The sequence below is a fragment of the Kribbella sp. NPDC006257 genome, from assembly GCF_040613535.1.
In the GTDB taxonomy this organism is placed as follows: domain Bacteria; phylum Actinomycetota; class Actinomycetes; order Propionibacteriales; family Kribbellaceae; genus Kribbella.
Genome location: NZ_JBEXSJ010000010.1, coordinates 80418 through 106465 on the forward strand (window position 1 = coordinate 80418; position 26048 = coordinate 106465).

Here is a 26048-nt window from a genome sequence, read left to right on the forward strand (position 1 = left end):
TCGACGAGTACGCGTGCCGAACAAAACTGTCGGAGGGCGGTATTAGCGTCTCTGGTGACGGGAGGTTGGGTGTGACTGAGACCAGTGATGCGCCGGTCGAGATTGTGGAGCGGCTTGGGAAGATTTGCCAGGGGTTTCCGGATGCGTATGAAGAGGATGCGTGGGTGGGGACTCGGTGGCGGGTGAGGAAGCGGACGATCGCGCATGTGTTGACGATCATGTCGGGAGTGCCGGCGGCGTATGCGGAGGCGGCGGGGGATGACGGGCCGGTGACGGTGATGACGTTTCGGGCGGCGGGGCCGGAGCTGGCTGCGTTGACGACGATGGGGGCGCCGTTTTTCAAGGCGCAGTGGGGTTCGGACGTGGTGGGGATCGTGCTTGATGAGGAGGAGACTGATTGGGACGAGGTGGGGGAGTTGCTTGCTGAGAGCTACTGCATCATGGCGCCGAAGGGGCTGGCGCGGAAGTTGCGGGAGAGCATGGCTGCGAAGAGGTGAACTAGCTTCTGTCGGTGAAGGATGCGGCAGGCAACAGACGAAGGCGACTGCCGTGGAGGGATTGCTTTGATCGTTGGGGTCGTCGCTAGTGGGGCGGGTGGGGTCGAGCAGCTGCGGGTGGGGCTGGTCGAGCGGTTGGTCGCGTTGGGGTACACGGTCGCCGTCACTTTGACGCCAACGGCTGGATGGTGGTTGGAGAACGTCGGTGAGGTCGGCAAGCTCGAAGTAGTTACGGGGCTGCCGGTGCGATCGGAGCCTCGGATGCCTGGTGAGCCACGGCCGCACCCGAAGGCGGACGCGTACGCCGTGGTGCCCGCCTCAGCTAACACAGTCGCCAAGCTGGCGCTCGGGATCGGCGACAACCAGGCAATGTCTGTCCTCTGCGAGAGCGTCGGCAGCGTGCCGATGGTCGTGTTCCCCCGAGTGAACGCCGCGCACGCGCGTCATCCTGCGTAGCAAGCACACATTGACGTACTACGAAGCGCCGGCGTGCGATTCCTGTACGGCGAAGATGTCTGGCCTCTCCGCGAGCCTCGGGAGGAGGACGGAAGGCCGGTCCCCTGGGAAGCGATCCTCTCGGCCATCGAACAGCTGCGATGATCGCGGGTATGAGCAGCGGGCAGCGCGTCGCGTTGGTGACGGGAAGTTCTAGGGGTCTGGGGGCTGTGATCGCGCGACGGCTCGGGCGCGATGGGTTTGCGGTGGCGGTCAACGGGCTGCCGGGGGATGGACGGGCGGATGAAGTCGTCGCGGACATTCGGGATGCGGGTGGCGTGGCCGAGGTGTTCGAGGGCGACGTGACTGACCGGGACGCGGTAGCAGAGTTGGTGGCGGCAATCGAGGCCGGGCTCGGTGCCGTGGACTTGTTGGTGGTCAATGCGACCGGGCCACAGCCGAACGGGGCGGTGCTGGAGATCGGGTGGGAGGAACACCTGAACCAGTTGGACTTCTTTGTGAAGAGTCCAGTGTTGTTGGGACGGGAGATTGTGCCGGGCATGCGGGAGCGGCAGTACGGGCGGATTGTGCAGATCGACTCTGAGGTTGCGTTTCGGTCGCCGCCGGGGCGGTCGGCGTATGCGACGGCGAAGGCTGCGCAGGTTGGTCTGACGCGGAGTTGGGCACGCGAGCTTGCGCCGTACGGGATCACGGTGAATACGGTCGCACCGGGGTTTATACCGGTCGAGAGGCACGCGGATGTGTCGGAGGCCGTGCGCGCGGAGTACGAGGCGTCGGTGCCGGTCGGGCGAATGGGGACGCCCGACGACATCGCACACGCCGTAAGCTTCTTCGCCTCCGAAGGCGCCGGCTTCGTCACCGGCCAACGCCTTGTAGCAGACGGCGGCCGCGACCTCCTCCCCTGAACGGAAGACTCAGCGGGCCAGGTTGGTCGAGTCGACGCGCTTGCCTGTCGGCGGCGGACGACGGTAGGCGCTGGGCTGGTCTGGCTCGTGGGCTGCGGTTGCGGCGGCTTGAGGAGCCGAGCGGGAGGAGGTCGCGCCACTGGCAAGCGCGACGCTTGACGCCGCGGCAAGTGCTTTGGCGAGGTCAGCTGGAAGCGGCTGACGGACAGGCGCTGCCTGGCCTGAAGGGCGCTGGCCGCGTTGGGGGCGGGTGTTGGAGATGCCGTCCAAGACCTGGTGCTTGACGCCGTGTGCGCGGTCCAAGCGGGCTGCGGCCTCCTTGAAAGGGCGGTCGTCGCCGCGGTGCGCGAAGGAGATCACCTCGCGGTATGGCGGCCCGCCGTCGTCAGGCTCGAACTCACGGTAGAGCAGGCGATGGGACGGACCGAGATCTCGGTTGTAGCGAGCCTCCGTGACGACTGGCAGCTTGATTTCCGCGCAGTCCCTGAGGTCGTGATGGTCCGGCGAATAGCCAAGACGCTTACCGTCGAAGCTCTCTTCTTCGCCGTTGGCGATAGCACGGAGACCTGCCTTGAGGGCCCGGAACTCACGTTCCCGCAGGCTGTCGGGCTGAGTCTGGGCTGCGTGGCTGAGCGCGGCCAGTTGCTGGAGCACTTCTGGCCGCATCAGGATGCGGTACTGCGTCACTTCGGTTTGCGGAACTCGGAGTCATCAACTTCTTCATCGAGATCCCACCCGATGTCTGCGGCCGCCTGCTCCAAGGGGATGGACGGCTGCGGGTCGGCCAATCGCTGGCGCGCTGTTTCGTACATGTGAGCGAAGCCGTCTTCCTCGTACGCCAGGGCGTCGAGTCGTTGCCAGACTTCCCACGGGATGACGACGCCTTCTGGATGGCCGGCATCGCCGAAGATCATCGGCTCGGTCTTGCCCGAGCGGAACAGTTTCAGGAGGTTCGGGAGGAGCCTTGAGGCCTCCGAGGTGGCGATGACGCGCACCCGGTCGCCGTCAGGAAGCAAGTACTCCGTTTCCGGGTGGTCCATTGCGGTCCTTTCTGTCGAACGCCTACTCAGAATAGGGCGGTGCGACGCGATGCCCCGGGAGTTATCCACAGGCGACTACGACGGAATCGCCAGCAGGACTGCGCCGCGACGGAGGGCCGCCTACTCTGTTTGGAGGTGACTGAGTGTGACCGGAGGAGGCGCGATGTTCGAGGCTGGGGACTTCGACGCGCTTGTGGCGCTGCGTGCTAAGCAGGGGGAGTTGTGGGCGGTCGAGGCGCTGCGGGAGGTGGGCCGCGTGCAGCCGTTGCTGCAGTTCGACGGGGACGTTGACGGGCAACTGCAGAATGTCGAGAAGGTGGCTCGCAAGCTCCATGCGCTGGGGCGGCTGGTCATGGTTGACGCCGTTGGGCCGCCGGGGTCGTTGACTTTTGCGGGTGAGGATCGGGGTGGGTTGGGGGCGTTGGCTGACAGGTTGTCTGGGGAGGACGAACTCTTCGGGGGTCAGATTCCGTTCGTGCCGGTGGCTCGGGGGGATTTGCCGGCTAGCCGGATTGGGTGGATCGGGCGGCTGGGGAGCGAACTTGGTGCGGGTGGGGCGATTCGGGTGGGGGCGGCCTGGGCGACGGCGGAGGATGTTGGTCGGGTGGTTGACCTTCTCGAGTTGGAGGTTGGGCAGGTCGATCTGATCGTTGATCTGGAGTATGTCGATTCATGCAGCCCGCAGTTGGTGGAATGGGCGCTGGGGAGTTTTGCGGCGTTGGAAGCGTTGGGTGCTTTTCGGTCGATGACGATTCTGAGCGGGTCGGTGCCGTCGGCGCTTGATCAGACGTCGTTGTGGGAACGGCCTCGGTTCGAGGAGGAGATCTGGCGGGGTGTGGTTGAAGGTGGGGGTCGTGAGATTCGGTTGGGTGATTACGGCGTTGTGCATCCGGGAGTGGGAGCGCAGTTTCCCAGCAAGCACGTCACTCTGAAGTACACCTGTTCTGATCATTGGCTGTTTGTCAGGGAGCGAATGAGCGGCGAGATGGGGCGGGGGCCGACCTTGCGTGTGGTCTGCAGTGACCTGGTTCAGTCGGGGAGCTTTTCGGGGGCGCAGTATTCCTGGGGCGATGGGGAGATCGCCAGTGCTGCTGACGGTCGCGGAAGCAGTCTTGGCTCGACCAGCAAGCCGGTGGCGATCGGGACTTCACACCATCTCGCCTACCTGGCTTCTCTGAGTGCGGCGTGAGTGGATGCGACCTATCGGCTTGAGCGGATGGCGGTGATGGCGAAGCGTTCTACGGATTGGACGTGGCCGCCGGTTGAGGCTATGAGGGTTTGGGCGGGGTCGGTTGCGCCCTTGTAGGTGACTCGTGCTGACCACGGTTGGTTGGTGCCGCCGGCGGGGAGGCAGCAGGAGGTGCCGAGTGGGCGGGTGGAGGACGGCTGCCTGACTTCCAGTCGGATGGACTCGTCGACGCCGGTGATCAGGCCGCTGGCGGTTAGGGGTGAGGTCACGGTCGCGCCGTACCGGGGGCGATCCAACGAGAGGGTGGCGTCGATGGTTCCGACGACTTCCCAGGGTGCGTCCGCGCCCTGACCGATGCGGACCAGGTGGAGTTCCGCGGCGACGGCAGCAGGGTCTTTGCCGTCCGGCTTGTAGCCCACGCGGATCCGCGCGTCGTCTCCTTGAACTGAGCGCGACACGACTTGGTTGATCTCGGTGAAGCCGAGGAAGCCGGTGGTGAAGGACAGCGCGGTCTGCTCTGCGTCCAGATGCCACGGTTGGTGCCCGCCGCTGCGGTAGGAGCGCTGCCATGCAGCGGCTGCGGCGGTCGAGGCGAACGGCCACAGCGGTTGGTACCGGAAGGGCCTTGGCGTGACCGAAGCGGTCGGAGTACCTACCGGGACGCCGGGCGTTGAGGTGGGCGCGCTGACCGTCGTACTGCTCACAGGCAAGGGAAGTGCGGGCTGGCTCGAGTCCGACGGGCCTTTGAGGAATACGACCGCGAGTCCGGCCAGCAGCGCGGAGGCCACGGTGACCAGTACGGCGGCAGCGACGACGAGCGCCGGACGTGCCTTCCTTCGCGGTGGGGGTGCTGAGCGGCCGGTCTGTGTCATGGATGTCTCCTGTACTGAGGAAACACCAAGAACGGCCGCTACGGCAGAGCGGGGCCCCGAACGCGGCCGGGCCGGCGCCGTGGCGTCAGCGCAGGATCTCATCTGAAAAATCGATTGGGCATGACATCTTGACAGCCCGGATCGAGAGCGCGACTGTAGTCCCCAACAGCTGGAAAAACGATTGGGCAAAGAGATGGCGAAGGTGTCGATCAAGGATGTGGCGGCGCATGCGGGGGTGTCGGTCACGACGGTGTCGCACGTCCTGAACGACGCGCCGGGGAAGCGGATCACCGACAGTACCCGGGATCGGGTCCGGCGGTCCGCGGCCGAGCTGGGCTACGCGCCCAGCAGCGTGGCGCGGAACCTGCGCCTCCAGCGATCGCAGATGCTGGCCCTGATCAGCGACGAGATCGCGACGACGCCGTACGCCGGGCGGATGATCCTCGGGGCGCAGGAGGCCGCGTCGAAGGCCGGGTGGTTGCTGATGCTGGTCAACACCGGGTCGGACAGCGAGTTCGAAGCCGCTGAGATCCGGGCGCTTCGGCAGCGGCAGGTGGACGGCTTCCTCTACGCGACGATGTACCACCGCGAGGTCGCGCTGCCGGACGCGGTCGGCGAAGTACCGACCGTGTTGCTCGACGCGCGGTCTTCGGACATTGCCGTGCCTTCGGTAGTGCCTGACGAGGTGGCCGGTGGGCGGACTGCCACCGAGGAGCTGATCCGCCATGGGCATTCCCGGATCGGGTTCGTCAACAACGTCGATGACATTCCTGCCACCCACGGACGGCTCCAGGGATACAAGCAGGCCTTGAAAGCCGCCGGCCTGACCTTCGAGCAGCGCCTCGTGGTCACGGGCCGGTCGGACACCGAAGGCGGACTGCAAGCCGCACGGAAGTTGCTGTCAACAACTGTGAGGCCGACGGCCGTTTTCTGCTTCAACGACCGGATGGCCATGGGTGCTTATCACGCCGCGGCCGAGCTCGGTCTGCGCATACCTCAGGATCTGTCGGTCGTGGGGTTCGACAACCAGGAGCTCATCGCTGATGGAGTCCGCCCGGGGTTGACCACGGTCGCGCTGCCTCACTACGAGATGGGTGCTTGGGCCGTGGACGCCCTGATCGCACGAATCGAGGGACGAGAACCCGATGGTGCGGAGCACGCGGCCCTGCACTGTCCGCTGGTGGTCCGCAAGTCAGTGGACCGACCCAGCTGATCAAGATCTAGCAGCATCAAGACGTAACAGCATCAAGACGTAACAGCGGGGCCATCGACGCTCACCGCTGCCACAGACACGCAGTACCGGCAGTCGATGCGTTGCTTCGGCCTGCCCGAAAACGAAAGGAAAGACCATGCAACATGTCACCAAGCGGAGTATCGGCGCAGTCGCCCTGCTCTGCGCCGCCGCAGTCGGTCTGCAGGCCTGCTCCTCGGGCAGTTCGGAGAGCGGATCGACCAGCGAAGGCGGTGTCACCACCCTCGAACTATGGACGCACAACGGCGGCAACCCCGTCGAGCTGGCGGTCAACAAGAAGGTGGTCGACGCCTTCAATGCCAGCCAGAGCAAGTACAAGGTGAAGCTTCAGTCCTTCCCGCAGGCCGCTTACAACGACGCAGTCACCGCCGCGGCGGCCGCGAAGAAGCTGCCCTGCGTCATGGACATCGATGGGCCGAACGTGCCGAACTGGGCCTGGGCCGGCTATCTTCAGCCTCTCGATCTGCCCAGCGGATTCTTCGACAAGCAGCTGCCGAGCACGCTCGGCAAGGTGGACGACAAGATCTACTCCTTCGGTCACTACGACGTCGCGATGAACCTCACCGCTCGCAAGTCCGTACTGACGCAGTACGGCATCAGGATCCCGACGATCGACAAGCCGTGGACCGGTGAGGAGTTCGACGCCGCGGTGGCGAAGATCAAGGCGGGCGGCAAGTACGCGTACCCGCTCGACCTGGGCACGGCCGGCACCGGCGAATGGATTCCCTACGCCTACTCGCCGATGTTGCAGAGCTTTGGCGGTGACCTGGTGAACCGCGACGGCTACCAGACTGCGAAGGGTGTTCTGAACGGGCCGGATGCCCTCAAGTGGGCTACCTGGTTCCGCAGCATGATCACCAAGGGGTATGCGCAGCAGAAGTCGGGCAAGGACTCGGCCGTGGATTTCGTCAACGGCAAGAGCGCGATCATGTGGAACGGCAGTTGGGCCGCGGACACGGTCACCAAGAAGTACGGCGCCGACGTGGTCTTCCTGCCGCCGCCGGACTTCGGCAAGGGCCCGAAGATCGGTGGCGCCTCCTGGCAGTGGGGTATGTCGTCGGCGTGTGCGGCCAAGGACGGCGCTCTGGAGTACCTCAAGTTCTCGGCCAAGCCGGAGTACTACGTCGACTACGCGAAGGCGCTCGGCCTGATCCCGGCCAACACCGATGCGGCGGCGCAAGTACCGGCGTACGCGCCAGGTGGCAAGTACCGGATCTTCCTCGAGCTGTCGCAGAAGTACGCGGAGGTGCGGCCTGTCACCCCGGCGTACCCGTTCATCGCCTCGACGTTCCAGAAGGCCGTCTCGGACATCCTGGCCGGCGGTGACGCCCAGAAGATCCTCGACAAGGCAGCAGCCGACATCGACAGCAACATCAAGTCCAACGGCAACTACGCGTACTGACATGTCTGCCACCACAGCTCCCCGACGAGTCGCCGAGCAAGCGATTCCACGACAAGTCCGTACGCCGAGCGCCCGGTCCCGCGAGACGCTGATCGGTGCCGCGATGGCGTCGCCCGCCGTCATCCTGCTGGTCGTCTTCTTCCTGGTGCCCGTCGCGCTCGCCTTCGGGCTGGCGTTCACCAACGCCAGGCTGATCTCGCCGAGGCCGCCACGGTTCGTCGGCGCGGACAACTTCATCCGGCTCTTCGGGGACAGCTTCTTCTGGGCGTCCTTGCGCAATACGGCGTACTTCGCGGTGGTCGTCGTCCCCGTCCAGGCCGGGCTGGCGCTGATCCTGGCGCTGCTGGCCAACGCGAAGGTGCGCGGGACGAACTTCTTCAGGACCGTGTACTTCGCTCCGGTGGTCACGTCGATGGTGGTGATCTCGCTGCTGTGGCGGTTCATCTACCAGCCGGACGGGCTGCTGAACCAGATCATCTCGGCGGTCACCTTCGGGCACTCCCACGGGACCGACTGGCTGAACAACCCAACGACGGCGATGCCGGCGATCATGTTCATGTCGATCTGGCAGGCCGTCGGCTTCCACATGATCATCTGGCTGGCCGGCCTGCAGACGATTCCGCGCGACCTGTACGAGGCGGCGTCCCTCGATGGCGCCTCCACCTGGAAGACGTTCACTCATGTCACCTGGCCGGGGCTGCGGGCAACCCGGACCTTCATCCTGATCACCATCACGATTGCTGCATTGAGCCTCTTCACCCAGATCAGCGTGATGACTCAGGGTGGTCCGCTCGACCGGACGACCACGGTGGTCTTCATGGCGGTCCGGGCGGGGTACGAACAGCAGTCCACCGGTTATGCCGCGGCGGTCTCGCTGGTGTTCTTCGTGCTGGTGTTGACCGTCTCGGGCGTCCAGCGCTTCCTGACCAGAGAGAAGGCGTGACATGAAGCGGGTACTGCCTCTGCAGCTGGGGCGGTCGGTGTTGGTGATCTTCTTCGCGTTCCCGATCGTCTTCATGCTCATCTCGTCCTTCAAGCCGGACGCACAGATCTTCGCCGACCTCAGCTCGATCAAGGCGATCCTGCCGGTGGGCGACATCTCCCTGGACAACTACCGCGGCGTCTTCGACCGGGTGCCGGCCGAGCGGCTGCTGTTCAACTCGGTACTGATCTCCCTGGTGACGGTTGCCTTGGGCATCTTGATCAACAGTATGGCGGCGTTCGCGCTATCCCGGATGCGGTGGCGCGGGCGGCGCGTAGTACTGGCCGCCGTCATCGCGACGTTGATCGTGCCGTTCGAGACCTTCGCGCTGCCGTTGGTGTGGTGGGTCAACAAGCTGCCCTGGTTGGAGATTCACGGATTCCACCTGACCCTGACCTCGGGATGGCTGGACACGTATCACGTACAGATCCTGCCGTTCGTCGCCAATGCATTCTCGATCTATCTCTTCTACCAGTACTTCAGCAGCATCCCGGTCGAGCTCGACGAGGCCGCGCGGATGGACGGCGCCGGCTGGTTCGGCATCTACCGACGCGTCGTGATGCCGCTGTCCGGACCCGCCATCGCCACTGTCGCGATTCTGACCTTCCTGCCCGCCTGGAACTCCTACCTGTGGCCGCTGATGGTGGTGCAGAGCGAGGACCTGCGACCGGTGATGGTCGGCATCCAGTACTTCTTCCAGCTCAACGTCTCCTGGGGACAAATCATGGCCTACGCCTCGATGATCACCGTGCCGGTACTCGTCCTGTTCGTCGCGTTCCAGCGCGCCTTCATCGGCAGCATCGCCTCGGCGGGGGTGAAGGGCTGATGCTCGAACTGCCCGACTCGTGGGTGTGGGACTTCTGGTTCGCCAAGGACGGCGACCAGTACCACCTGTTCTTCCTGTACGCGTCTCGTGCCTTGCACGACCCGGGCCGGCGTCACGGCCGCGCGTCGATCGGTCACGCGGTATCGGACGATTTGCGTTCCTGGACGAGAGTGCAGGATGCGCTTGTCCACGGGGACGCGCCGGCCTTCGATGACGCAGCGACGTGGACCGGGTCCGTCGTACGGGGTCCGGACGGTACGTGGCACATGTTCTACACCGGAGCGAGCGAGCGCGACGGGGCGCTGATCCAGACGATCGGCCTGGCCAGGTCTGATGATCTGGTGACCTGGCACAAGTACGACGGCAATCCGATCGCATCCGCCGATCCGCGCTGGTACGAGAAGTACGACGGTACGACGTGGTTCGACGAGGCCTGGCGCGATCCTTGGGTCTTCGAGGATCCGGCTGGCGACGGCTGGCACATGCTGATCACCGGCCGGGCGAACCATGGCCCCGTCGACGATCGCGGCGTGGTCGGCCATGCGCGGTCGCGTGACCTGCTCAGTTGGGAGGTGCAACCGCCGCTGAGCGAACCCGGTGCCGGGTTCGGGCAGCTCGAGGTGTTCCAGGTCGAGGTGGTGGAGGGACAGGTCGTTCTCCTGTTCAACTGTCTGCGGAACGAACTCTCGGCCGGCAAGAAGGCAACGTCGGGCAGCGGCGGCGTCTGGTCCCTGATCGCCGACAGCGTCTCCGGTCCGTTCGACATCAGCAGAGCGACCCCGCTGACAGACGATTCCCTGTACGTCGGGCGGCTGGTGCGGGACGTCGACGGCGCCTGGGTATTACTTGCCTTCCACAACGAAGGACCGGAGGGATTCATCGGCGCCATCAGCGACCCCATGCCGGTCTTCCTCGCCGCCGACGGACTCACCCTGAAACCCTCCTGACGCTGGTTCCCTCCAACGCAAGGCGGCCCACCGCCAGAGACGGTGGGCCAGCCGGGGGTGAAGAGGTCAGCGGAGGCTTGCGAAGAAGGTGCGGAGGTCGGCTACCACGTCCTCCGGGCGTTCGAGGGAGGCATAATGGCCGCCGGTTTCGAAGTTGCTCCAGTGGACGATGTTGGTGTTGTCCCGGGCGGCCAGGGAGCGGATGGTTTTGAAGTCGTCGGCGAAGACTGCGACGCCGGTGGGGGCAGTGTTGACGGCTGGTTCGGTGCCGGCGTGGGCTTCTTCGTAGTGGTAGCGGCCGGCGTTGGCTGAGGTGTTGGTGAACCAGTAGAGGCTGACCTCGGTGAGGATCTGGTCGGGGGTGACCAGGCTCGTGCCGTTGCCGAAGCTGTTGAAGAGTTCGTTCCACGCGAGCTGGCCGACAGGGGAGTCGGAGATGCCGACGGCAACGGTCTGCGGGCGGCTGGCGTTGATCGCGTTGTAGCCGCCGACGGACTGGAACCACTGCATGTGCTCGAGGGCGGCGTACTCGGCCGGTCCGAAGTTCTCGAACTCGGTCGGGTCGCCCGACGGGAACGAGAAGAGCTGGAGGACGTGCAGGCCGAGGAATCCGGGAGGGTTCAGCAGGCCGAGTTCGCGGGAGATCATGGCGCCGCCGTCGCTTCCGTGGGATCCGTACGACGAGTAGCCGAGGCGCCGCATCAGCTTGTCGAACGTCCGGGCGACCCGGGCCATCGTCCAGCCGCGGTCGACGAGCGGAGTGCTGAATCCGAAACCCGGGATCGACGGGACGACGACCGAGAAGGCATCGTCGGCTGAACCGCCGTGAGCGACAGGATCTGTGAGCGGGCCGATCATGTCGAGGAAGTCGACGAATGATCCCGGGTAGGAGTGGGCCAGCAGCAACGGCGTCGCACCCTCGACCGCGGACCGGACGTGGATGAAGTGGACGGTCTGGCCGTCGATCTCGGTCAGGTAGTGCGGGAACTCGTTCATCCGCGCCTCCTGCTCACGCCAGTCGAACTCGTTCTGCCAGCGGTCGACCATCTCGCGGAGGTAGTGGTTCGGCGTACCGAGGTCCCAGTCGTCGCCAGGCGCCGGCTGCGGCAGGCGGGTGTTGGCCAGCCGGGCGAGCAGGTCGTCGAGGTCAGCCTGGGCGATGTCGATCTTGAAGGGACGGATGTCTGCGGAGGTGCTGTCGTTGTTGTTCATGGCTCTACCGTAGGAGCCATATAGGAACGATAGATTCCTATTCAAGCTACTATTTTCAGCATGCGTGAAACCTCGTCGAGATTGCTGTCCTTGCTGGCGCTGATGCAGTCGCGGCCGGCCTGGCCGGGGTCCGAGTTGGCGGAGCGGTTGGGGGTGAGCACGCGGACCATTCGCAACGACATCGATCGGCTGCGGGAGCTCGGGTATCCGGTCGACGCGACTCGCGGCGCGGCGGGGTACTACCAGTTGGGCGTCGGCGCGAAGCTTCCGCCGTTGCTGCTGGATGACGAGGAGGCGGTTGCGGTCGCCGTTGGGTTACGGACGGGGGCTGGGGTGAGCGGGATGGCGGAGAGCAGTACGCGCGCTCTCGCGAAGCTCGAGCAGGTGTTGCCGCATCGTCTTCGGCGACAGGTGAACGCGATTCATTCGACGCTGTCGAAAGGGCCGGACAATACCGGTTCCAATGTGGAAGATCCCGAAGTGGATCCGGCGGTGGTGACGACGATCGCGGCGGCGATTCGCGATGAGCATTACCTGCGCTTCGATTATGCCGTACGGGAGAAAGAGTCGCCGGAGACCTTGCCGATCTTGGTCGAGCCTTATCGGTTGGTGAGCTGGCAGCGCTACTGGTATTTGGTCGCGCGGGACGAATCGGGCGATTGGCACACGTACCGCGTCGACTGGATGACGTTGCGGATGGCAACAGGTCGCCGCTACAAGCCCCGGCCGATGCCCGAAGAGGACTACACAGATTTCGTACTACGTGATGTCGCCACCACCGGCTGGAAAGTCCACGCGACGATCACCGTCTTCGCCTCGGCCGAGGAAGTGCTCTCCCGCATCCACGCAGCCGTCGGCATCGTCGAATCGGTCGACGACAACACCTGCGTCCTCATCACCGGCGCCGAAAGCCTCGAAGTAGTAGCCGTCTACATCGGCATGCTAGGCCTCGACTTCCACGTCACCGCCCCGCCAGCCCTCGTACAACACCTCAAGACCATCGGAGATCGCTACCTCCGCGCGATTCAGTGATCGCCGCCGAGGCCGGCGTTGCGGGCTTGGATTATGGCGGCGGAGCGGTCGGCTACGGCGAGTTTGGTGAAGATGGTGGAGACGTTGTTCGCGACGGTTTTGGAGGCTAGGGAGAGGTGGGCGCCGATGGCGGAATTGGAGAGGCCGGCGGCTAGGAGATCGAGGATCTCGCGTTCGCGGGTGGTGAGGGAGGGGAAGGGGTCGGGGGTTGCTGGTGGGGCGGAGAAGAAGGAGAGCATGCGGCGCGCTACGCCGGGGCCGAAGATTGCTTCGCCGGCTGCTACGGCTCGGATGGCGCGGGCGATTTCTTCTTGCTCGGCGCCTTTGACGAGGTAGCCGCGGGCGCCGGCGCGCATGGCGGCGAAGACCGAGTCGTCGTCTTCGAACATGGTGAGGACGAGGACGGCGACATCGGGGGCGGTGCGGGCGATCTCGCGGGTGGCGGCGAAGCCGTCGAGGTCGGGCATCTGGAGGTCCAGTACGGCGACGTCGGGGCGCGAGGTGATGACCTCGCGGACGGCTTCGCGGCCGGTGGCGGCGACGCCGACCACCTCGATGCCGGGGAGCGAGGTCAACAGCGCAGCGAGGCCGGCGCGGACGACGGGGTGGTCGTCGGCGAGGACCACTCGGATCGGGGCCGCCGCCGAGTCTTCGCGGGTCATGGCGCCACCGCCGAAGCGAACGCGGTCATCATGACGTCGCCAGGGGGAAAGAGGCGCGGACGCGGCCGCCAGAGGTTGATGGGCCGGCTTCGAAGGTGCCGCCTAGTTCTGCGGCGCGTTCGCGCATGGCTTGCAGGCCGACGCCTGGGATCCACGCGCCGTTCGGCGAGCCGTCATCGGTCACCTCGATCTCCAATTCCGTTCCACACCGCAGAGCCAGTACTGCGACTGTCGCACGAGAATGCCGTACTACGTTTGTCAATGCCTCGGTGGCGATCCGATACGCCGCCACCTCCAATGCCGCGGGCAACGCAGGCAACCCCTCGGCCGACACGGATACCGAGACCGAAGCGCCATCCGCCCGCCACGAAAGTTGATCCGCTCTCTGCCGCAACGCCCCCACCAAACCGAGTTCGTCGAGCGCAGGCGGTCGCAAATCATCGACCAGCCGGCGTACGTCGGCAATCGCCGTACGGGTGTCTCTCCGAAGATCTGCCAACAGCGAGGAGGCGCGGGAAGGGTCGACCGACACCAAGTTCGCCGCTGCGTCAGCGGTGAAGGCGACGCCGGTCAATGTCGGTCCGAGACCGTCGTGGAGATCGCGGCGCAGCCGACGCCGTTCCTCTTCGCGAGCAGCGACCAGCCGTTCGCGGGACGCCTGGAGCTCATCGGACAGCCGAGTCGCATGGACAGCGACGGCCAGCGGTACTGCGACCAGCGCGAGCACGTTCCGATCGGCCGGCGACAACCCGGATTCGCCCGACCGGAGCCCGACGAGAAGGGAGCCGACCGTAGTACCGCCGTACGACATGTCAACCGGTACTACGTTTGCCGCGACTCCGTCAGCGGCTACCAATGAACCGTCGACCGCGATCCCGACGTACGGGAGTCGCAGTGCGGAGCGAATCGCGCCGACCACGCCCGGCATCCCTCCGGCCGGGTTGGTCGCGAGTTCCTCGCCGACGCGGGAGGCGACCCGCGCGGGGTCGCGGCGGTCGCCGTACATGGCTCGATCGACGAGTCGCTGCAACTGCGGGAGGACCGGCGCGATCAGCAGCGCGACGATCACGGTGACGGCGGCGGATCGGCCGAAGCGGGACGAGATGAACGAGTCCGTCATCGCGACCAGTGCGGCATAGGTGCCGATGGCAATGACCGACAGGAGCGCCCAGGTCAGGGCGCGGGAGACGACGAACCGGATGTCGAGGAGTTTGTGGCGGACGATCGCGACGGCGACAGCGATCGGGATCAGCGGGATCGACAGCAGGACGAGGATCGGCGTACCGGCGACCAGCGCCCACGGGACCATGAAGACGAGCACGATCACGGCGGCGAGGAGCAGCCAGAGCAGCTGGCGGCGACGGGTTTCGTCCGAACGCCGGTAGCGGATGATCAGGCTCGCGATCGCGACGGCGTAGACGATCAGGCCGCGGATTTCGGTCGCCGTCCACAACGGTTGCAGTTCGTCGTACGACGAGATCGTGAGGTAGCCGCGGACGCCGCCTTCGAAGGCTGCGTCGGGGGAGGTGCCCATCTCTGCGGCGAAGAAGGGTGCGGTGACGACGAGTGCGATCGCGGCGATCCGCCAGCGCGGGGAGACGAGTTTGCCGTCGGGGAAGAGCAACAGGGCCAGCGGGAGGAACAGGGCGATCGACCACGGCCAGGACCAGGAGATGACGGTGTCCAGGAGGCGTTGGAGGCCGATCGGGGTTTCGTTGTTGTGAAGGACGAGAGTGAGGGGTGCGCCGGCGGCGGTGGTGGCGTGACCGATGCCGTCGGCCACGAAAAGCCAGCCGATCGGGTTGCCCGGGCGGTTCCAGGCGATCACCGTGCCGCAGACCGCGAACGTGAGGCCCATCAGGCCGTTCGTGACGGCGAAGCTGTCGACCGCGTCCTGCAGCGACCAGCCGGCGGGGCCGGAGAGCGCGATCAGCGCGATCACCTCGGCCACCGCGAACGCCCCCAGCGCGGCCGCGACCCAGCGCAGAACGGGGTTGGAGCGACCGGCCTTCATGGGAATCAGTGTGCCCTCGGAAACTCCCGGCGTCCCGGGAACGCGCTCCCTGATCTCCCGGGCAATCTCCCGGCCCCCGGTGAACAGCGGCCCAGGCGGCGGGCGAGCGGGACCGCGACCGTAGTGGCATACCCCGATCCGGGGGTCCTTCCAAGGGGGTTCTGATGTCTCGTACTTTTCGCGCCGGACTGATCGTGTTCGGCCTGCTCTCGGTCGCCGATCTGGCGACGCCGCTCGCCACCGACGGCGAGCACCCGCCGATCTCCATCGCTCTGATCAGCGCGGCGCTCGGGCTGATCAGCCTGGTGCTGGTCGTCCTCGCCTGGCGCGGTCAGCGGCGGGCCGTCGTACCGCTCATCGTGCTGCGGCTGCTGTCCGCAGCGAGCGCTCTCCCGGCGTTCTTCGTGGGTGACGTACCTGCCGCCGCGATTGTCGCCGCTGGAGTGGCGGTCGTCCTGACCGCCGTCGGAACCGTGCTGGTACTCCGTCCGGCGCACGAGCTGGCGGGCGCGCGATGACAACGACAGCAGCCCGTACTGCGAACAGCGTCGGTGTGAGCCGTTTGGCCATCGCTCTGCTTCTCCCGATCGGACCAGCCGCGGTCGCCGTACTGCGGTTCGTTCTGCCCTACGACACCGTGGACGACTCGGCGACCATGGCGCGCAAGGCTCTAGCGGCTCCTGATCGGATGTCGCTGGTGCTGTGGCTGGGATTCATCGCGGTGTTGACGCTGGTGCCGGCGGTGTACGCGGTCGCTCGGATGACCAGGGCGCGGGCGCCTCGGCTGACGTTGATCGCGATGCTGTTGCTGGTGCCGGGGTATCTCGCGCTCGGGTGGTTGACGGCGGAGGATCAGCTGCTGTGGTCGGGGACGAAGGCGGGGCTGGATGCGGGGGCGCTCACGCGGTTGATCGAGTCGATCCATCCCTCGGGCGCGATCTCGGGAGTGTTCTTCGTGCTGGGGCACGTGGTGGGGACGATTCTGCTCGGTACTGCGCTGTGGCGGGCACGGGTGGTCGCTCGGTGGGCTGCTGTCGCAGTGATCGTTTCGCAGCCGATTCATTTCGTCGCCGCGGTGGTCATCACGAACCACACGCTCGACCTGGTCGGCTGGGGGTTGCAGGCAGTCGGGTTCGCCGCGGTGGGGTGGGCGATGCTGAAGCTGCCGGTTGACTGAGCTCAGGTAAGCCGGGCTCGCACAGGGGACGAGCCCGGCTGATCACGTGGGCGGACCGGGCGCTCGACGTGGGGCGGAGGCTGGATGTAGGCTTGTGCAATAGTTGCATGAGCAAGGAGAATCATGACTGCGAACTATCTGTTCCTGCTGGGGAGCGCCCGGGCGAACGGGAATACCGAGGCGCTGGCGCGGCTGGCGGCGGCGGAGTTGCCGGACGAGGTGGAGCAGACGTGGCTGCGGCTCTCGGAGTTGCCGCTGGATCCGTTCGGCGACGTGCGGCATGCGGGTGATGGGATCTACCCGGCTCCGGTGGGGAACGAGTTGCGGTTGTTGGAGGCGACGCTGGCCGCGACGGATCTGGTGATCGCGTCGCCGCTGTACTGGTTCACGGTGTCGACCAGCGTGAAGCTGTATCTGGACTATTGGACCGCCTGGATGCGCGTCCCCGGGGTGGATTTTCGCGACCGGATGCGGGGCAAGACCATGTGGGCGATCACGGCTCACACGGCCAAGGATCTCGCCGAGGTGGAGCCGATGCTCGGCACCCTCCGCCTGACGGCCGACTACCTCGGGATGAACTGGGGCGGAGAACTACTTGCCTACGGCAACCGCCCCGGCGAGGTGGACCTCAACACCCGCCCACTCTTCAACCAACCAGCCAACCTCGCCGCCTCCTGACCTCGGCATCTACCTCGCCGCCGCGCGACCATCGCCGCGGCCGCGGCGACATGGTGAGCTAGACGCCTTGTTGTTTGAGGAAGGCGACTGATCTGGCCATTGAGGTTGGCCAGGCGGCGGCGAAGGCGTGTTCTTCGCCGGGGTAGGTATAGAGAGTGGCTTGTTTGCCTGCCTTCTTCAACGCAGTAAGGGTTTCTTGGGCCCAGGCGGGTGGGCAGGTAGAGTCCGCGAGGCCTTGGTGGATCAATAGCGGCTCGGTAACGCGGTTGAAGAAGGTGACCGCGGAGAGGTTGCGCCAGAAGGTCGGGTTCTGCTCCGGCGTACCGTGAGCGCGGATCACCGCCGGGGCGATCGAGGCATCAGGGCGGGTCCAGCGGTTGAAGTTCTCGACGGCATCGGAACTGACCGCCGCATAGATCACGGCCGCCTTGACCAGACCTGGTTGCGCGACGAGCACGTTGTACGTGACCCCGCCACCCATCGATCGGCCGAGCAGACCGACGCGCTGCGGATCGGCGTACGGAGAGGCCTTCAGGGCGAGCACCGCGTTGATGACGTCCTCGGTGTACCCGATCCGCAGGTTGACCTCGGTCTGCGGATCCTTGGACGACTGCGCATGGTTGCGATAATCGGTGTGCAGTACTACGTATCCTCGGCGGGCGAGGTAGTCCTGCTCGCGCATCAGCCCTTGGCCGTTGGTGTAGACGGCTGGGTCGATGTAGCCGTGGTTGAGTACCAGGGCGGGGTGGCGGCCGGGAATGGTCGGGACGTTGAGGACGCCGGAGATTCTGAGTTTGCCGCTGGCGTAGGTGACGAAGTACCGGGTGTAGGCGTCGGTGCGGGTGATCACCTCGCCGAGGCGGAGATCGCGTCCGTCGTACTTCTTCGCCATCAGCGCCGGGAGCGAGACGGGATCCACGGGAGTCGCGGACGTCGGGTCGCCGACGGTCGGCGTACCGGCTGACGGGCCAACTGTCGGCGTACCGGCTGTGGGGGTCGCGGCGGATGGTGGGGTCGGTGTCGGGTCGGCGGCCGTGGTGGAGGAGCAGGCGACCGCTGCGGAGAGGACCAGCGCGACGAATCCGAGCCACGGCAGCTTCATAGCCCCATAGTGCAGACCCGGGTCAAGGCAGGGATTGACTCGCGGGCGCGCCAGGAGGAGTGTCGGGGGGACGAGGTTTGCCAGGGGGAGGTCTGGCGGCCGTCGGGGGACGGGTGCTCTCTGGGGTGGAATTCGCGCCGCGTTCGACGGTGGCTTGCCGGTCTGGTCGGCATGGCTGCGACGCGTGCCGGTCGACAACGTGGAAGGCCCGCTCGGCTTTGGAGGAGTCATGGGCGAGTTCACGATCGAGGACTTGAGGGAGCGCACCAGGGGACCGGTCGTTGCCATCGGCGACGATGGGTACGACGAGGCGCGCAGGGTGTACAACGCGATGCACGACAAGCATCCGCGGGTAGTGATCAGCTGCGAGAACACCGGCGACGTGATCGCAGGCGTGAAGTTCGCGGCGACGAACGGGCTGGAGCTGGCGGTGCGGGGTGGTTCACACAGTGTGCCGGGCTTCGGCACGGTCGACGACGGGGTGGTGATCGATCTCGGCCGGATGCGCAATGTACGGGTCGATCCGTACACGAGAACGGCCCGCGCCGGCGGTGGAGCGACCTGGGGTGATTTCAACGCGGCGACGCATGCGTTCGGGTTGGCGACAACGGGCGGGATCATCTCGACGACCGGGGTCGGCGGGCTGACGCTCGGCGGCGGGATCGGGTACCTCGCGCGCGGGCTCGGGTTGTCCTGCGACAACCTGATCTCGGCGGATGTGGTGACGGCCGATGGGACGTTCCTGATCGCGAGCGAGAAGGAGAACGACGACCTGTTCTGGGCGCTCCGCGGCGGAGGCGGCAACTTCGGGGTGGTGACGGCGCTGGAATTCCGGCTGGAGCCTGTCGACACCATTTTCGGCGGACCGATGTTGTTCGAGATGTCAGACGCGCCTGCCGTACTGCGTGGGTTCCGCGAGCTGATCAAGGATGCGCCGGAGCAGCTCGGAGGCTTCCCGGCGTTCCAGCTCGCGCCGCCGCTGCCGTTCATTCCAGAGGATCGGCATGGTGACGCGTTCATGCTGATCGTCGGGTGCTGGGCCGGTAGTCCGGAGAAGGGCGAGCAGCAGATCGCGCAATTCCGCGAGTTCGCGCCGGTCGTGGCTGAGCATGTTGGGCCGATGCCTTACCCGGCGTTGAATGCGGCGTTCGACGGGTTGGTGCCGGCCGGGCTGCAGCATTACTGGAAGGCGAATTTCGTTACTGAGCTGACCGATGACGCGATCCAGGCGCACCTGGAGCACGCGCCGAAGCTGCCGTCGGTGAACTCGACCGTGCACATCTACCCCATCAATGGCGCCTGCCATCGGGTGGCGGCTGATGCGACGGCCTTCGCCTATCGCGATGCCAACTTCGCGACAGTGATCGCGGGAATGTGGCCTGATCCGGCGGAGAACGAGGCGAATACGGAGTGGGTCCGGAATTACTACGACGCCGTCGCGCCGCACTCGGAGTCCGGCGGGTACGTCAACTTCATGGCCGGTGACGATCAGGGGCGCGTGGCTGACAACTACAAGGGGAATTACGAGCGGTTGGTCGACGTGAAACGGAAGTACGACCCGGGCAACCTGTTCCATCTCAATCAGAACATTGCGCCCTAATTGACGCTCTCGGAGGCCGCCGATGTCGGCGGCCTCCGATTTTGGGTCAGAGGGTGAGGAGGCGGTCGAAGAAGGCTCGGTAGCGCTGGAGGGCGCCGCGGAGGTCTTCTGTGGAGGGCTCGCCGTCGGACCATTGGCCTTCGAGGCTCTGGTGCTGCTGGGCGAAGGTGCTGGACAGGCGCTCGAGTACGTCGCCGACGAGCTTGTCGGCGTCGGTCACCGCGTTGCGCGGATCGTCGACGAAACCTTGCTGGATGACGTCCCAGCGTGCTTTGAAGTCGACGACCATGTCGTCGGGGACGAGTGGGTCGTCCGGGCTGACCTCAGGAGCATTGTCCGTACTGCGTTGCTCGCCGACCGGATCCGCGGTCGGACGGCCGAGCGCGTCACCGCTGTCGTCGAGCCGATCGGAGTCCGCGTACGCCGAGCGGTCGGTCTCGTCGGTCGACGTCGGGTCGACCTCTCCGCGATCCGTCGTACGCACAGCGTCGTCGTCTGCGGAGTCACGGTCCCCGGTGACATCCGTACTGCGGTTGTCTGCGGAGTCACGGTCCCCGGTGACATCCGTACTGCGGTTGTCTGCGGAGTCACGGTCCCCGGTGACATCCGTACTGCGGTTGTCTGCGTAGTCACGGTCGGCGGTTGCATCCGCAGTGCGGTCGTCTGTGTAGGCACGGTCCGCGTCTAGACCCGCAGTACGGTCGTCTGCGTAGTCACGGTCGGCGGCGGCGTCCGTAGTACGGGCTGTGTCGTCAGTGTCCGCAATACGGGAGTCGTCGTTGTACGGGGTGGTCATGCTTGCTCCCTGGTGTTCGTGTTGAGCAGGGTGTCGACTAGACGGCGGTAGGCGGTGACTGCCTGGCGTAGGTCTTCGGTGTCGGCCTCGCCGCGCGTCTGGGCTACTGCGACGCGGTGCGCTTCGCGGTAGTTCTCCGCGACCTCCGGGTGATCCACGGAGATGTCAGCGGCGCGCTGCTCGAAGTCGTCGACCGGGTAGCCGGCCTCGCGCATCATGCGCAGTACAAGGCGATCCGCTTGTGCTACAGCGTCCGCAGGTGCGTCCACGAAACTGCCCTGCAAGTTGTCCCACTCCGCCCGGTACTGCGCGGTGGACTCAGCACTGAGCGGCCGCAGATCGAGCTTGGAGTGCCGGTGCTCACGTTCCCGCAGGTCACGCTCTGCGGCGCGGCGATCACCGGACTGTTCCAGCGTTCGCTCGTACTCCGGTCCGAACCGCTGCTGCAGCTGGCCGGACCTTCTTCGCTGGTACGCGTAGAACGCTGCACCTGCAGCGATCACGACCAAGACGATGACGATGATGGTGATGACGGTTCCCATCGGACCTCCCGTGCGACTTTCTTTGGCTGGGCCCCGTAGGTCTGCCTGGTACCCAGGCCAGAACCGCCGCAACCGGTCGCCGTACGGAATGCGAAACGTCCGGGGAAGCTCCCCGGACGTTCACGACAGTTCAGGCCTTCGGTGCCAGCTTGTGGACGACAATGCCGGACTTGAAGGTGGTAGTGCCCAACAGATCCAGGTGCGTCATGGGTAGTCCGTCGAACAGACGGTCGCCACTGCCGGCGATCACCGGGAAGATCCAGAAGTGGTACTCGTCGACCAGCTTGGCGTCGAGTAGCGCCTTGGAGAACTCGCCAGTGCCGAACTTGATCAGGTTGCCGCCCTCACTCTCCTTGAGTCGGCGCACTGCCTCGACAGCATCGCCCTGGAGAAGCTCGGCGTTCCAGGTGGTTTCTGTCAGCGTCCGGGAGGCCACGTACTTCTTCATGTTGTTGAAGTGGTCCGCCATCTCACCGGTGCGCTGTGACCAGGCATCGGCGAAGCCTTCGTAGGTGACCCGGCCCAGTAGTTGTGCGTCGGCGCCTTCCATCAGCGACGCGGAGTACCCGAAGTGCTCGTCGTCCCAGTACGTCGGGCTGTAGTCCTGTGGGTTGGAGATGACGCCGTCCAGGCTGACGAAGGTGGACTCGAGAATCTTCCTCATGGTGCTGGCCTTTCTAGGGTTGGTAGGGATACTTCTTGCGTGCGTCTCTGAGCGCGTGAGCCCACCAGACGAGCTGGTCGAGCACGAGCTTGGCAGCGGCGTCGTAGCCGGAACCAGGGCGGGGCCAGCTGCCGTCTGCGGCGAACTGTTCCCAGTAGCAAGGCATAGTGACGGTGTTGCGAATGGTGACGGCATGCAGTTCGGTGAACACCTGCCGCAGCTGAGCTACGGCGTACAGGCCGCCGTTCTCCCTGCCGTAGGCAACGATCGCTACCGGCTTGGCATGCCACTCCTCGTAGTACCAGTCCAGTGCGGTCTTCAGTGGCGCCGGGAAGCTGCAGTTGTACTCCGGCGTCACCACTGCGAACGCATCCGCAGCAGCAAGACGTGGAGCGAGTATTGAGACCGCGGCGGGCGCCGGCTCGTCAGTGTCGGTCAGTGTGGGGGGCAGGTCGGTTGTCGCGAGGTCGACCACGTCTACGTCGAGGTCCGCTCGCTTGGCTGCCTGCTGTGCAAACCAGTTGGCTACTGTCGGACCGAACCGTCCACTCCGGGTACTCCCGATGATCACTGCGAGTCGTAGCTTCACCTTGTTCACCTCCTTGCGCTGCCTGTTGGACCTGACTGTCTCTGAATGGCTTTACGGTTTCTTTCCGGTCCGGCGTAAGACCGCGGAAAGATAGGGTGCGGCCATGCGTTTCGGGGTGCTGGGGCCGGTCACCGCCTGGACCGACGACGGTGTGGCCGTCACGGTGCCAGGGTTGAAGGTCCGCGCCCTGCTGGCCGACCTCTTGGTGCACGAGGGGCGTCCGGTCCCTGCTGACCGGCTGATCGACGACCTCTGGGGCGACGACCTCCCTGGCAATCCAGCCGGGACGCTCTCTGCGAAGGTGTCTCAGCTGCGCCGCGCCTTTGAAGACGCTGAGCCAGGTAGTCGCGCTCTGGTGGTGTCAGGCCCTGCTGGTTATTCCCTGAAGGTCGAAAGCGCCACCTGCGACGTACTGCGGTTCGCCGCGTGCCTGGAGGAGGGAAAGCTGGCGAAGGCACTCCAGCTTTGGCGTGGACCTGCGTACGCCGACTTCGCCGACGAGGCCTTCGTGGAGGCGACCGTTGCTCGGTTGAACGAGCAGCGGCTGACTGCGTTCGAGCAGCACTTCGAGGAGCGGTTGGCGGCCGGCGACTATCCGGTGTCGGAGCTGGCTGACTTGGTAGCGCAGCACCCGTTGCGGGAGCGACTGCGGGCTTCGCACATGAAGGCGCTGTACTGGGCGGGTCGCCAAAGTGAGGCGCTGGAGAGCTACGAGCAGGTACGCCGGCTGCTAGCGGACGAACTGGGACTGGACCCGAGTCCTGAGCTGGCCGAGTTGCAGCGGTCGATCCTCGCGCAAGAGCTAGCGCGGGGCTCGGACGGAGCGAGGGGTCGACACCAAGGGAGGCCGGGATCCGGAGCGCCGGCCAGCAACCTGCCGGCGCAGGTGACCGAGTTGATCGGGCGGGAAGAGGCAGTTGACGAGATTAGGTCGCGCTTGGCCGTCGATCGACTGCTGACGCTCACCGGGCCTGGGGGAGTGGGCAAGACTCGGCTGGCGATTGCATCGGCGGCTGGGGTGGTCGACAGATTTGCGGACGGCGTGGTGCTGGTCGAGCTGGCGGCCGTCGCGCCGGATGCGCTGGATGTTGCCGGGTCGCTGACTGACGCAGTACAGGCTGCGCTGGAGTTTCGGGATGTGGGTGGCTCGCGGGAGTCCACTCTGGCTCGGCTGGCGGCTGTGTTGGGGGAGCGGCTGTTGGTGGTGGACAACTGTGAGCATGTGATTGATGAGGCTGCTGCACTGATTGACCGGCTGTTGGCTGCTGCGCCTGGGTTGCGGGTGCTTGCTACTAGCAGGGAGCCGCTGGGTATCGCCGGTGAAGCAGTGTGGAGTGTGCCGACGCTGGAGGTCCCGGGTGCGGCCAGTGAGCTGCAGGACCTTGCAGAGCTAAGTGCTGTGCAGTTGTTCGTCGCCCGGGCTGCTGCTGCCGACAGAGGATTCGTTCTGGATGCAGAGTCGGCTTCTGGCGTCTCGGTGCTTTGCCGTCGGCTTGATGGGATTCCGCTAGCGCTGGAGCTTGCCGCTACTCGAGTACGTGCGCTTGGTGTGGACGGGTTGGTCGCACGACTCGACGACAGATTCCGGCTGCTTGCTACTGGTCATCGGGGTGCTGCACCTCGGCAGCAGACGTTGATGGCGATGATCGACTGGAGCTGGGACCTGCTTTCGCCTGAGGAGCAGCTGGTGCTTCGGCGACTCGCAGTACATGTAGACGGCTGTACTGCGGGCGCGGCTGAGCAGGTGGCTTCGGGCTCCCTCGATGTACTCATCCGGCTCGTCGACCGATCCCTCGTAGTACAAGCTGGTGGTCGCTACCGACTACTGGAGTCAGTTGCTGCGTACTGCGTCGACAAGCTCCGCGAAGCCGGCGAGCTCGAGCAAGTGCGACTCAGACATCGCCAGTACTACGTAGAGTTGGCCGAGCTCGCCCAGTCGCACCTGTACGGCGCGGAGCAGCGGATGTGGCTTCAGCGATTGGATGAAGAGTCCGGGAACCTGCGGAGTGCTCTGGACGGAGCAGTGGGGGATGGTGACTTCGAGCTCGCTACTCGGCTTGCTGTTGCGCTTGGTTGGTACTGGTTCCTCCGTGGACGGTTTGCTGAGGCCAGGCGTTCGCTGGAGGTGCTGCCTGAGACTCCTGCGGTGGCAGCGTGGTTGGCGGGGTTCATGTATCTGCAGGGCGACGCCGGCGCGGCCGCAGTACGGGATCGTTGCTTGCCAGAGGTGGACGCGCGGGCCGAGTGGTGGTTGGCGTTCAACGGCAGCGACTCGGGTGACCTGGTGACGTGTCTGGAGATGCTGGAGCACGCGCTGAAGTCCTTCATCGCTGACGGGGATCAATGGGGAGTCGCAGCGGTACTGGTTGCTCGTGCGAAGCATGCGCATGTCCGTGCTGATCTGCAGGCGTTGGAGAGTGACGCCAACGAGGGTGCAGCCATCTTCAGGTCGCTGGGTGATCGCTGGGGATTGCTGCAGGCAACTGGTTGGCAGGGTGCGCATGCGGAGTTGGTGGGCGACTTCGACGAGGCAGCACGGCTCCATGCCGAGGGTCTGCGGATGGCGGAGGAGCTGGAAGCTTGGCCGGAGGTAGCGGCTGAGCTGGGCTGGCTCGGGTGGACTGCGATCCGGCAGGGCGACTATGCGGCGGCACGCGAGTACGGCGTACGGGGACTGCGGTTGGCGACCGAGCAAGGGCATCTGTCGTCGCAGGCGTTGGCGGAGATCGTTCTGGGGTTCGCTGCTCGGCGTACGGGTGAGCTGGACGAGGCAGAGACCCGTCTGCAGGGCCTGGTGGATGCTGCACGGCGACAGGATCAGCCGGTGTTGTACTTGTCGATCGTGTTGGAGGAGCTCGGGTACACGTATGAGCTGCGCGGGTCCTACGCGAAGGCGCGGGAGTTGCATGCAGAGGCGTTCCGGGTCTCGCAGGACTACGAGTCGGGGCGTGGGATGTGCTGGGCTCTCGAGGGGCTCGCCGCTGCGTTGGTGGACGAGCCGGAGCTTGCTGCGTGCTTGCTGGGAGCGGCTGCGGCCGCTCGAGCTGCTGAAAACTATGTGGTGACTTTTGCGGAAGCAGCGGACATTGAGCGGGCTACTGCTCGGATTGCCGGCTTCGAGGCTGCCTATGAGCGTGGTCGCAAGTTGTCCCTGGAAGAGGCGTTCGCAGAAGTGTCCAGCTAGTCGGCGAAGACGGCTGGTACGCCGGTGACCAGGCGGCCCAGTGTGCGGGTGAAACGCTCCCGCTCGGTGGCGGGGAGGTCCGCAACTAGCTTCTCGAGGCGCTCGGTCAGCTGGTCGTGGAACTTGTGGACCGCGTCGGCACCGGCGGCTGTGAGAGTCACCTTGACGACCCGGCGATCACTCGGATCCCCCTCCCGGACGACGAGGCCGCGGTGCTCGGCGCGGTCGACCAGGCCGGTGAGGCTGGAGCGCTCGAGGCCCAGGGTCGCGGAGAGGTCTGCCATGCCGAGGGAGTCCTCGGTGAGAGCGCACAGCATCTGCGCCTGTGCGACGGTGAGGTCGCAGCCACGGCCGATCTCGGCGTACAGGTTCTGCACCAGGAACGTCAGGCGGACCAGGCCGCTCGCCGCGCCGAGAGTCTCCTTCAC

The 26048-nt window shown here is 65.7% G+C and carries 27 protein-coding genes; 15 read left to right on the forward strand and 12 right to left on the reverse strand.

Translation table 11 applies throughout. The features are described from left to right. Window positions 1–71 precede the first annotated feature (71 nt). The 3 genes from ABZ004_RS14625 to ABZ004_RS14635 all read left to right on the forward strand — a co-directional run bounded on the left by ABZ004_RS14625 (window position 72) and on the right by ABZ004_RS14635 (window position 1858). Complete coding sequence (locus ABZ004_RS14625) at window positions 72–497, forward strand: MmcQ/YjbR family DNA-binding protein (RefSeq protein ID WP_355680334.1); 426 nt, start codon at window positions 72–74, stop codon at window positions 495–497. Window positions 498–563: 66 nt separating this feature from the next. Continuing rightward, window positions 564–953 (forward strand): flavoprotein, encoded by a 390-nt coding sequence (locus ABZ004_RS14630; protein WP_355680335.1) that lies wholly within the window; start codon window positions 564–566, stop codon window positions 951–953. Between the two features lie 152 nt (window positions 954–1105). Beyond that, a complete protein-coding gene (locus ABZ004_RS14635; protein ID WP_355680336.1) occupies window positions 1106–1858 on the forward strand; it encodes an SDR family oxidoreductase in 753 nt (250 codons plus the stop codon). Window positions 1859–1867: 9 nt separating this feature from the next. On the opposite strand, the gene ABZ004_RS14640 is transcribed toward ABZ004_RS14635, so the two are convergent. Together ABZ004_RS14640 and ABZ004_RS14645 are read right to left on the reverse strand one after the other, a co-directional pair. Continuing rightward, entirely contained in the window at window positions 1868–2545 is a 678-nt protein-coding gene (locus tag ABZ004_RS14640) for a hypothetical protein (RefSeq protein ID WP_355680337.1), read from the reverse strand. Further along, window positions 2542–2898: a hypothetical protein gene (locus tag ABZ004_RS14645; RefSeq protein ID WP_355680338.1), complete on the reverse strand. Its 357-nt coding sequence runs from the start codon at window positions 2896–2898 to the stop codon at window positions 2542–2544. Before ABZ004_RS14645 ends, ABZ004_RS14640 begins: the two co-directional genes overlap by 4 nt. 163 nt (window positions 2899–3061) lie before the next feature. Here ABZ004_RS14645 and ABZ004_RS14650 point away from each other — a divergent pair, with 163 nt between their 5' ends. Beyond that, window positions 3062–4087 carry a hypothetical protein gene (locus tag ABZ004_RS14650; protein ID WP_355680339.1) on the forward strand — a complete coding sequence of 342 codons (1026 nt, stop codon included), beginning with the start codon at window positions 3062–3064 and terminating at the stop codon, window positions 4085–4087. Window positions 4088–4098: 11 nt separating this feature from the next. On the opposite strand, the gene ABZ004_RS14655 is transcribed toward ABZ004_RS14650, so the two are convergent. Further along, window positions 4099–4959, reverse strand: a complete 861-nt coding sequence (locus tag ABZ004_RS14655; protein WP_355680340.1) for a hypothetical protein — start codon at window positions 4957–4959, stop codon at window positions 4099–4101. Between the two features lie 193 nt (window positions 4960–5152). Here ABZ004_RS14655 and ABZ004_RS14660 point away from each other — a divergent pair, with 193 nt between their 5' ends. The 5 genes from ABZ004_RS14660 (at window position 5153) to ABZ004_RS14680 (ending at window position 10368) form a co-directional block, all read left to right on the forward strand. Then, the gene (locus ABZ004_RS14660) at window positions 5153–6172 is read left to right on the forward strand and encodes a LacI family DNA-binding transcriptional regulator (protein WP_355680341.1); all 1020 of its coding nucleotides are present in this window, start codon (window positions 5153–5155) and stop codon (window positions 6170–6172) included. Between the two features lie 136 nt (window positions 6173–6308). Then, window positions 6309–7613 carry an extracellular solute-binding protein gene (locus ABZ004_RS14665; RefSeq protein WP_355680342.1) on the forward strand — a complete coding sequence of 435 codons (1305 nt, stop codon included), beginning with the start codon at window positions 6309–6311 and terminating at the stop codon, window positions 7611–7613. Between the two features lies 1 nt (window position 7614). Then, a complete protein-coding gene (locus tag ABZ004_RS14670) occupies window positions 7615–8556 on the forward strand; it encodes a sugar ABC transporter permease (protein WP_355680343.1) in 942 nt (313 codons plus the stop codon). A gap of 1 nt (window position 8557) precedes the next feature. Beyond that, complete coding sequence (locus tag ABZ004_RS14675) at window positions 8558–9421, forward strand: carbohydrate ABC transporter permease (RefSeq protein WP_355680344.1); 864 nt, start codon at window positions 8558–8560, stop codon at window positions 9419–9421. Further along, a complete protein-coding gene (locus ABZ004_RS14680; RefSeq protein ID WP_355680345.1) occupies window positions 9421–10368 on the forward strand; it encodes a hypothetical protein in 948 nt (315 codons plus the stop codon). Before ABZ004_RS14675 ends, ABZ004_RS14680 begins: the two co-directional genes overlap by 1 nt. Before the next feature lie 66 nt (window positions 10369–10434). Here the strand turns inward: ABZ004_RS14680 and ABZ004_RS14685 are convergent, their stop codons facing one another. Further along, window positions 10435–11580: an epoxide hydrolase family protein gene (locus tag ABZ004_RS14685; protein ID WP_355680346.1), complete on the reverse strand. Its 1146-nt coding sequence runs from the start codon at window positions 11578–11580 to the stop codon at window positions 10435–10437. 60 nt (window positions 11581–11640) lie between these two features. Between ABZ004_RS14685 and ABZ004_RS14690 the strand changes: the two genes are divergently transcribed. Continuing rightward, window positions 11641–12612 (forward strand): WYL domain-containing protein, encoded by a 972-nt coding sequence (locus tag ABZ004_RS14690; protein WP_355680347.1) that lies wholly within the window; start codon window positions 11641–11643, stop codon window positions 12610–12612. Here the strand turns inward: ABZ004_RS14690 and ABZ004_RS14695 are convergent. Next, complete coding sequence (locus tag ABZ004_RS14695) at window positions 12606–13274, reverse strand: response regulator transcription factor (protein WP_355680348.1); 669 nt, start codon at window positions 13272–13274, stop codon at window positions 12606–12608. The genes ABZ004_RS14690 and ABZ004_RS14695 overlap by 7 nt on opposite strands. Window positions 13275–13302: 28 nt before the next feature. Continuing rightward, complete coding sequence (locus tag ABZ004_RS14700) at window positions 13303–15288, reverse strand: histidine kinase (RefSeq protein ID WP_355680349.1); 1986 nt, start codon at window positions 15286–15288, stop codon at window positions 13303–13305. Window positions 15289–15452: 164 nt separating this feature from the next. Between ABZ004_RS14700 and ABZ004_RS14705 the strand changes: the two genes are divergently transcribed. From ABZ004_RS14705 to ABZ004_RS14715, 3 genes are all read left to right on the forward strand, one after another. After that, complete coding sequence (locus ABZ004_RS14705; RefSeq protein ID WP_355680350.1) at window positions 15453–15806, forward strand: hypothetical protein; 354 nt, start codon at window positions 15453–15455, stop codon at window positions 15804–15806. After that, window positions 15803–16465 carry a hypothetical protein gene (locus ABZ004_RS14710; protein WP_355680351.1) on the forward strand — a complete coding sequence of 221 codons (663 nt, stop codon included), beginning with the start codon at window positions 15803–15805 and terminating at the stop codon, window positions 16463–16465. The genes ABZ004_RS14705 and ABZ004_RS14710 overlap by 4 nt, the downstream gene beginning before the upstream one ends. A gap of 123 nt (window positions 16466–16588) precedes the next feature. After that, entirely contained in the window at window positions 16589–17143 is a 555-nt protein-coding gene (locus ABZ004_RS14715; protein WP_355680352.1) for an NAD(P)H-dependent oxidoreductase, read from the forward strand. A gap of 58 nt (window positions 17144–17201) precedes the next feature. On the opposite strand, the gene ABZ004_RS14720 is transcribed toward ABZ004_RS14715, so the two are convergent. Continuing rightward, entirely contained in the window at window positions 17202–18245 is a 1044-nt protein-coding gene (locus tag ABZ004_RS14720; RefSeq protein WP_355680353.1) for an alpha/beta fold hydrolase, read from the reverse strand. Window positions 18246–18474: 229 nt separating this feature from the next. Between ABZ004_RS14720 and ABZ004_RS14725 the strand changes: the two genes are divergently transcribed. Beyond that, complete coding sequence (locus ABZ004_RS14725) at window positions 18475–19845, forward strand: FAD-binding oxidoreductase (protein ID WP_355680354.1); 1371 nt, start codon at window positions 18475–18477, stop codon at window positions 19843–19845. 46 nt (window positions 19846–19891) lie between these two features. On the opposite strand, the gene ABZ004_RS14730 is transcribed toward ABZ004_RS14725, so the two are convergent. The 4 genes from ABZ004_RS14730 to ABZ004_RS14745 form a co-directional block, all read right to left on the reverse strand. Continuing rightward, entirely contained in the window at window positions 19892–20641 is a 750-nt protein-coding gene (locus tag ABZ004_RS14730) for a hypothetical protein (protein WP_355680355.1), read from the reverse strand. Further along, the gene (locus ABZ004_RS14735) at window positions 20638–21183 is read right to left on the reverse strand and encodes a hypothetical protein (protein ID WP_355680356.1); all 546 of its coding nucleotides are present in this window, start codon (window positions 21181–21183) and stop codon (window positions 20638–20640) included. The genes ABZ004_RS14730 and ABZ004_RS14735 overlap by 4 nt, the downstream gene beginning before the upstream one ends. Window positions 21184–21313: 130 nt before the next feature. Continuing rightward, the gene (locus ABZ004_RS14740; protein ID WP_355680357.1) at window positions 21314–21847 is read right to left on the reverse strand and encodes a dihydrofolate reductase family protein; all 534 of its coding nucleotides are present in this window, start codon (window positions 21845–21847) and stop codon (window positions 21314–21316) included. A gap of 13 nt (window positions 21848–21860) precedes the next feature. Next, window positions 21861–22436, reverse strand: a complete 576-nt coding sequence (locus tag ABZ004_RS14745) for an NAD(P)H-dependent oxidoreductase (RefSeq protein ID WP_355680358.1) — start codon at window positions 22434–22436, stop codon at window positions 21861–21863. Between the two features lie 103 nt (window positions 22437–22539). On the opposite strand from ABZ004_RS14745, the gene ABZ004_RS14750 reads away from it, so the two are divergent. Then, complete coding sequence (locus tag ABZ004_RS14750) at window positions 22540–25620, forward strand: BTAD domain-containing putative transcriptional regulator (RefSeq protein WP_355680359.1); 3081 nt, start codon at window positions 22540–22542, stop codon at window positions 25618–25620. On the opposite strand, the gene ABZ004_RS14755 is transcribed toward ABZ004_RS14750, so the two are convergent. Further along, window positions 25617–26048: a MarR family winged helix-turn-helix transcriptional regulator gene (locus tag ABZ004_RS14755; protein WP_355680360.1), complete on the reverse strand. Its 432-nt coding sequence runs from the start codon at window positions 26046–26048 to the stop codon at window positions 25617–25619. The two genes, ABZ004_RS14750 and ABZ004_RS14755, sit on opposite strands and share 4 nt — an antisense overlap.

Coding starts and splice junctions, on each gene's coding strand:
- ABZ004_RS14650 (WP_355680339.1), top strand. CDS start 3,062: ATGTTCGAGGCTGGGGACTTCGACGCGCTTGTGGCGCTGCGTGCTAAG.
- ABZ004_RS14665 (WP_355680342.1), top strand. CDS start 6,309: ATGCAACATGTCACCAAGCGGAGTATCGGCGCAGTCGCCCTGCTCTGC.
- ABZ004_RS14695 (WP_355680348.1), bottom strand. CDS start 13,274: ATGACCCGCGAAGACTCGGCGGCGGCCCCGATCCGAGTGGTCCTCGCC.
- ABZ004_RS14720 (WP_355680353.1), bottom strand. CDS start 18,245: ATGAAGCTGCCGTGGCTCGGATTCGTCGCGCTGGTCCTCTCCGCAGCG.
- ABZ004_RS14730 (WP_355680355.1), bottom strand. CDS start 20,641: ATGACCACCCCGTACAACGACGACTCCCGTATTGCGGACACTGACGAC.
- ABZ004_RS14635 (WP_355680336.1), top strand. CDS start 1,106: ATGAGCAGCGGGCAGCGCGTCGCGTTGGTGACGGGAAGTTCTAGGGGT.
- ABZ004_RS14750 (WP_355680359.1), top strand. CDS start 22,540: ATGCGTTTCGGGGTGCTGGGGCCGGTCACCGCCTGGACCGACGACGGT.
- ABZ004_RS14735 (WP_355680356.1), bottom strand. CDS start 21,183: ATGGGAACCGTCATCACCATCATCGTCATCGTCTTGGTCGTGATCGCT.
- ABZ004_RS14670 (WP_355680343.1), top strand. CDS start 7,615: ATGTCTGCCACCACAGCTCCCCGACGAGTCGCCGAGCAAGCGATTCCA.
- ABZ004_RS14715 (WP_355680352.1), top strand. CDS start 16,589: ATGACTGCGAACTATCTGTTCCTGCTGGGGAGCGCCCGGGCGAACGGG.
- ABZ004_RS14680 (WP_355680345.1), top strand. CDS start 9,421: ATGCTCGAACTGCCCGACTCGTGGGTGTGGGACTTCTGGTTCGCCAAG.
- ABZ004_RS14645 (WP_355680338.1), bottom strand. CDS start 2,898: ATGGACCACCCGGAAACGGAGTACTTGCTTCCTGACGGCGACCGGGTG.
- ABZ004_RS14705 (WP_355680350.1), top strand. CDS start 15,453: ATGTCTCGTACTTTTCGCGCCGGACTGATCGTGTTCGGCCTGCTCTCG.
- ABZ004_RS14700 (WP_355680349.1), bottom strand. CDS start 15,288: ATGAAGGCCGGTCGCTCCAACCCCGTTCTGCGCTGGGTCGCGGCCGCG.
- ABZ004_RS14685 (WP_355680346.1), bottom strand. CDS start 11,580: ATGAACAACAACGACAGCACCTCCGCAGACATCCGTCCCTTCAAGATC.
- ABZ004_RS14740 (WP_355680357.1), bottom strand. CDS start 21,847: ATGAGGAAGATTCTCGAGTCCACCTTCGTCAGCCTGGACGGCGTCATC.
- ABZ004_RS14710 (WP_355680351.1), top strand. CDS start 15,803: ATGACAACGACAGCAGCCCGTACTGCGAACAGCGTCGGTGTGAGCCGT.
- ABZ004_RS14725 (WP_355680354.1), top strand. CDS start 18,475: ATGGGCGAGTTCACGATCGAGGACTTGAGGGAGCGCACCAGGGGACCG.
- ABZ004_RS14690 (WP_355680347.1), top strand. CDS start 11,641: ATGCGTGAAACCTCGTCGAGATTGCTGTCCTTGCTGGCGCTGATGCAG.
- ABZ004_RS14660 (WP_355680341.1), top strand. CDS start 5,153: ATGGCGAAGGTGTCGATCAAGGATGTGGCGGCGCATGCGGGGGTGTCG.
- ABZ004_RS14655 (WP_355680340.1), bottom strand. CDS start 4,959: ATGACACAGACCGGCCGCTCAGCACCCCCACCGCGAAGGAAGGCACGT.
- ABZ004_RS14675 (WP_355680344.1), top strand. CDS start 8,558: ATGAAGCGGGTACTGCCTCTGCAGCTGGGGCGGTCGGTGTTGGTGATC.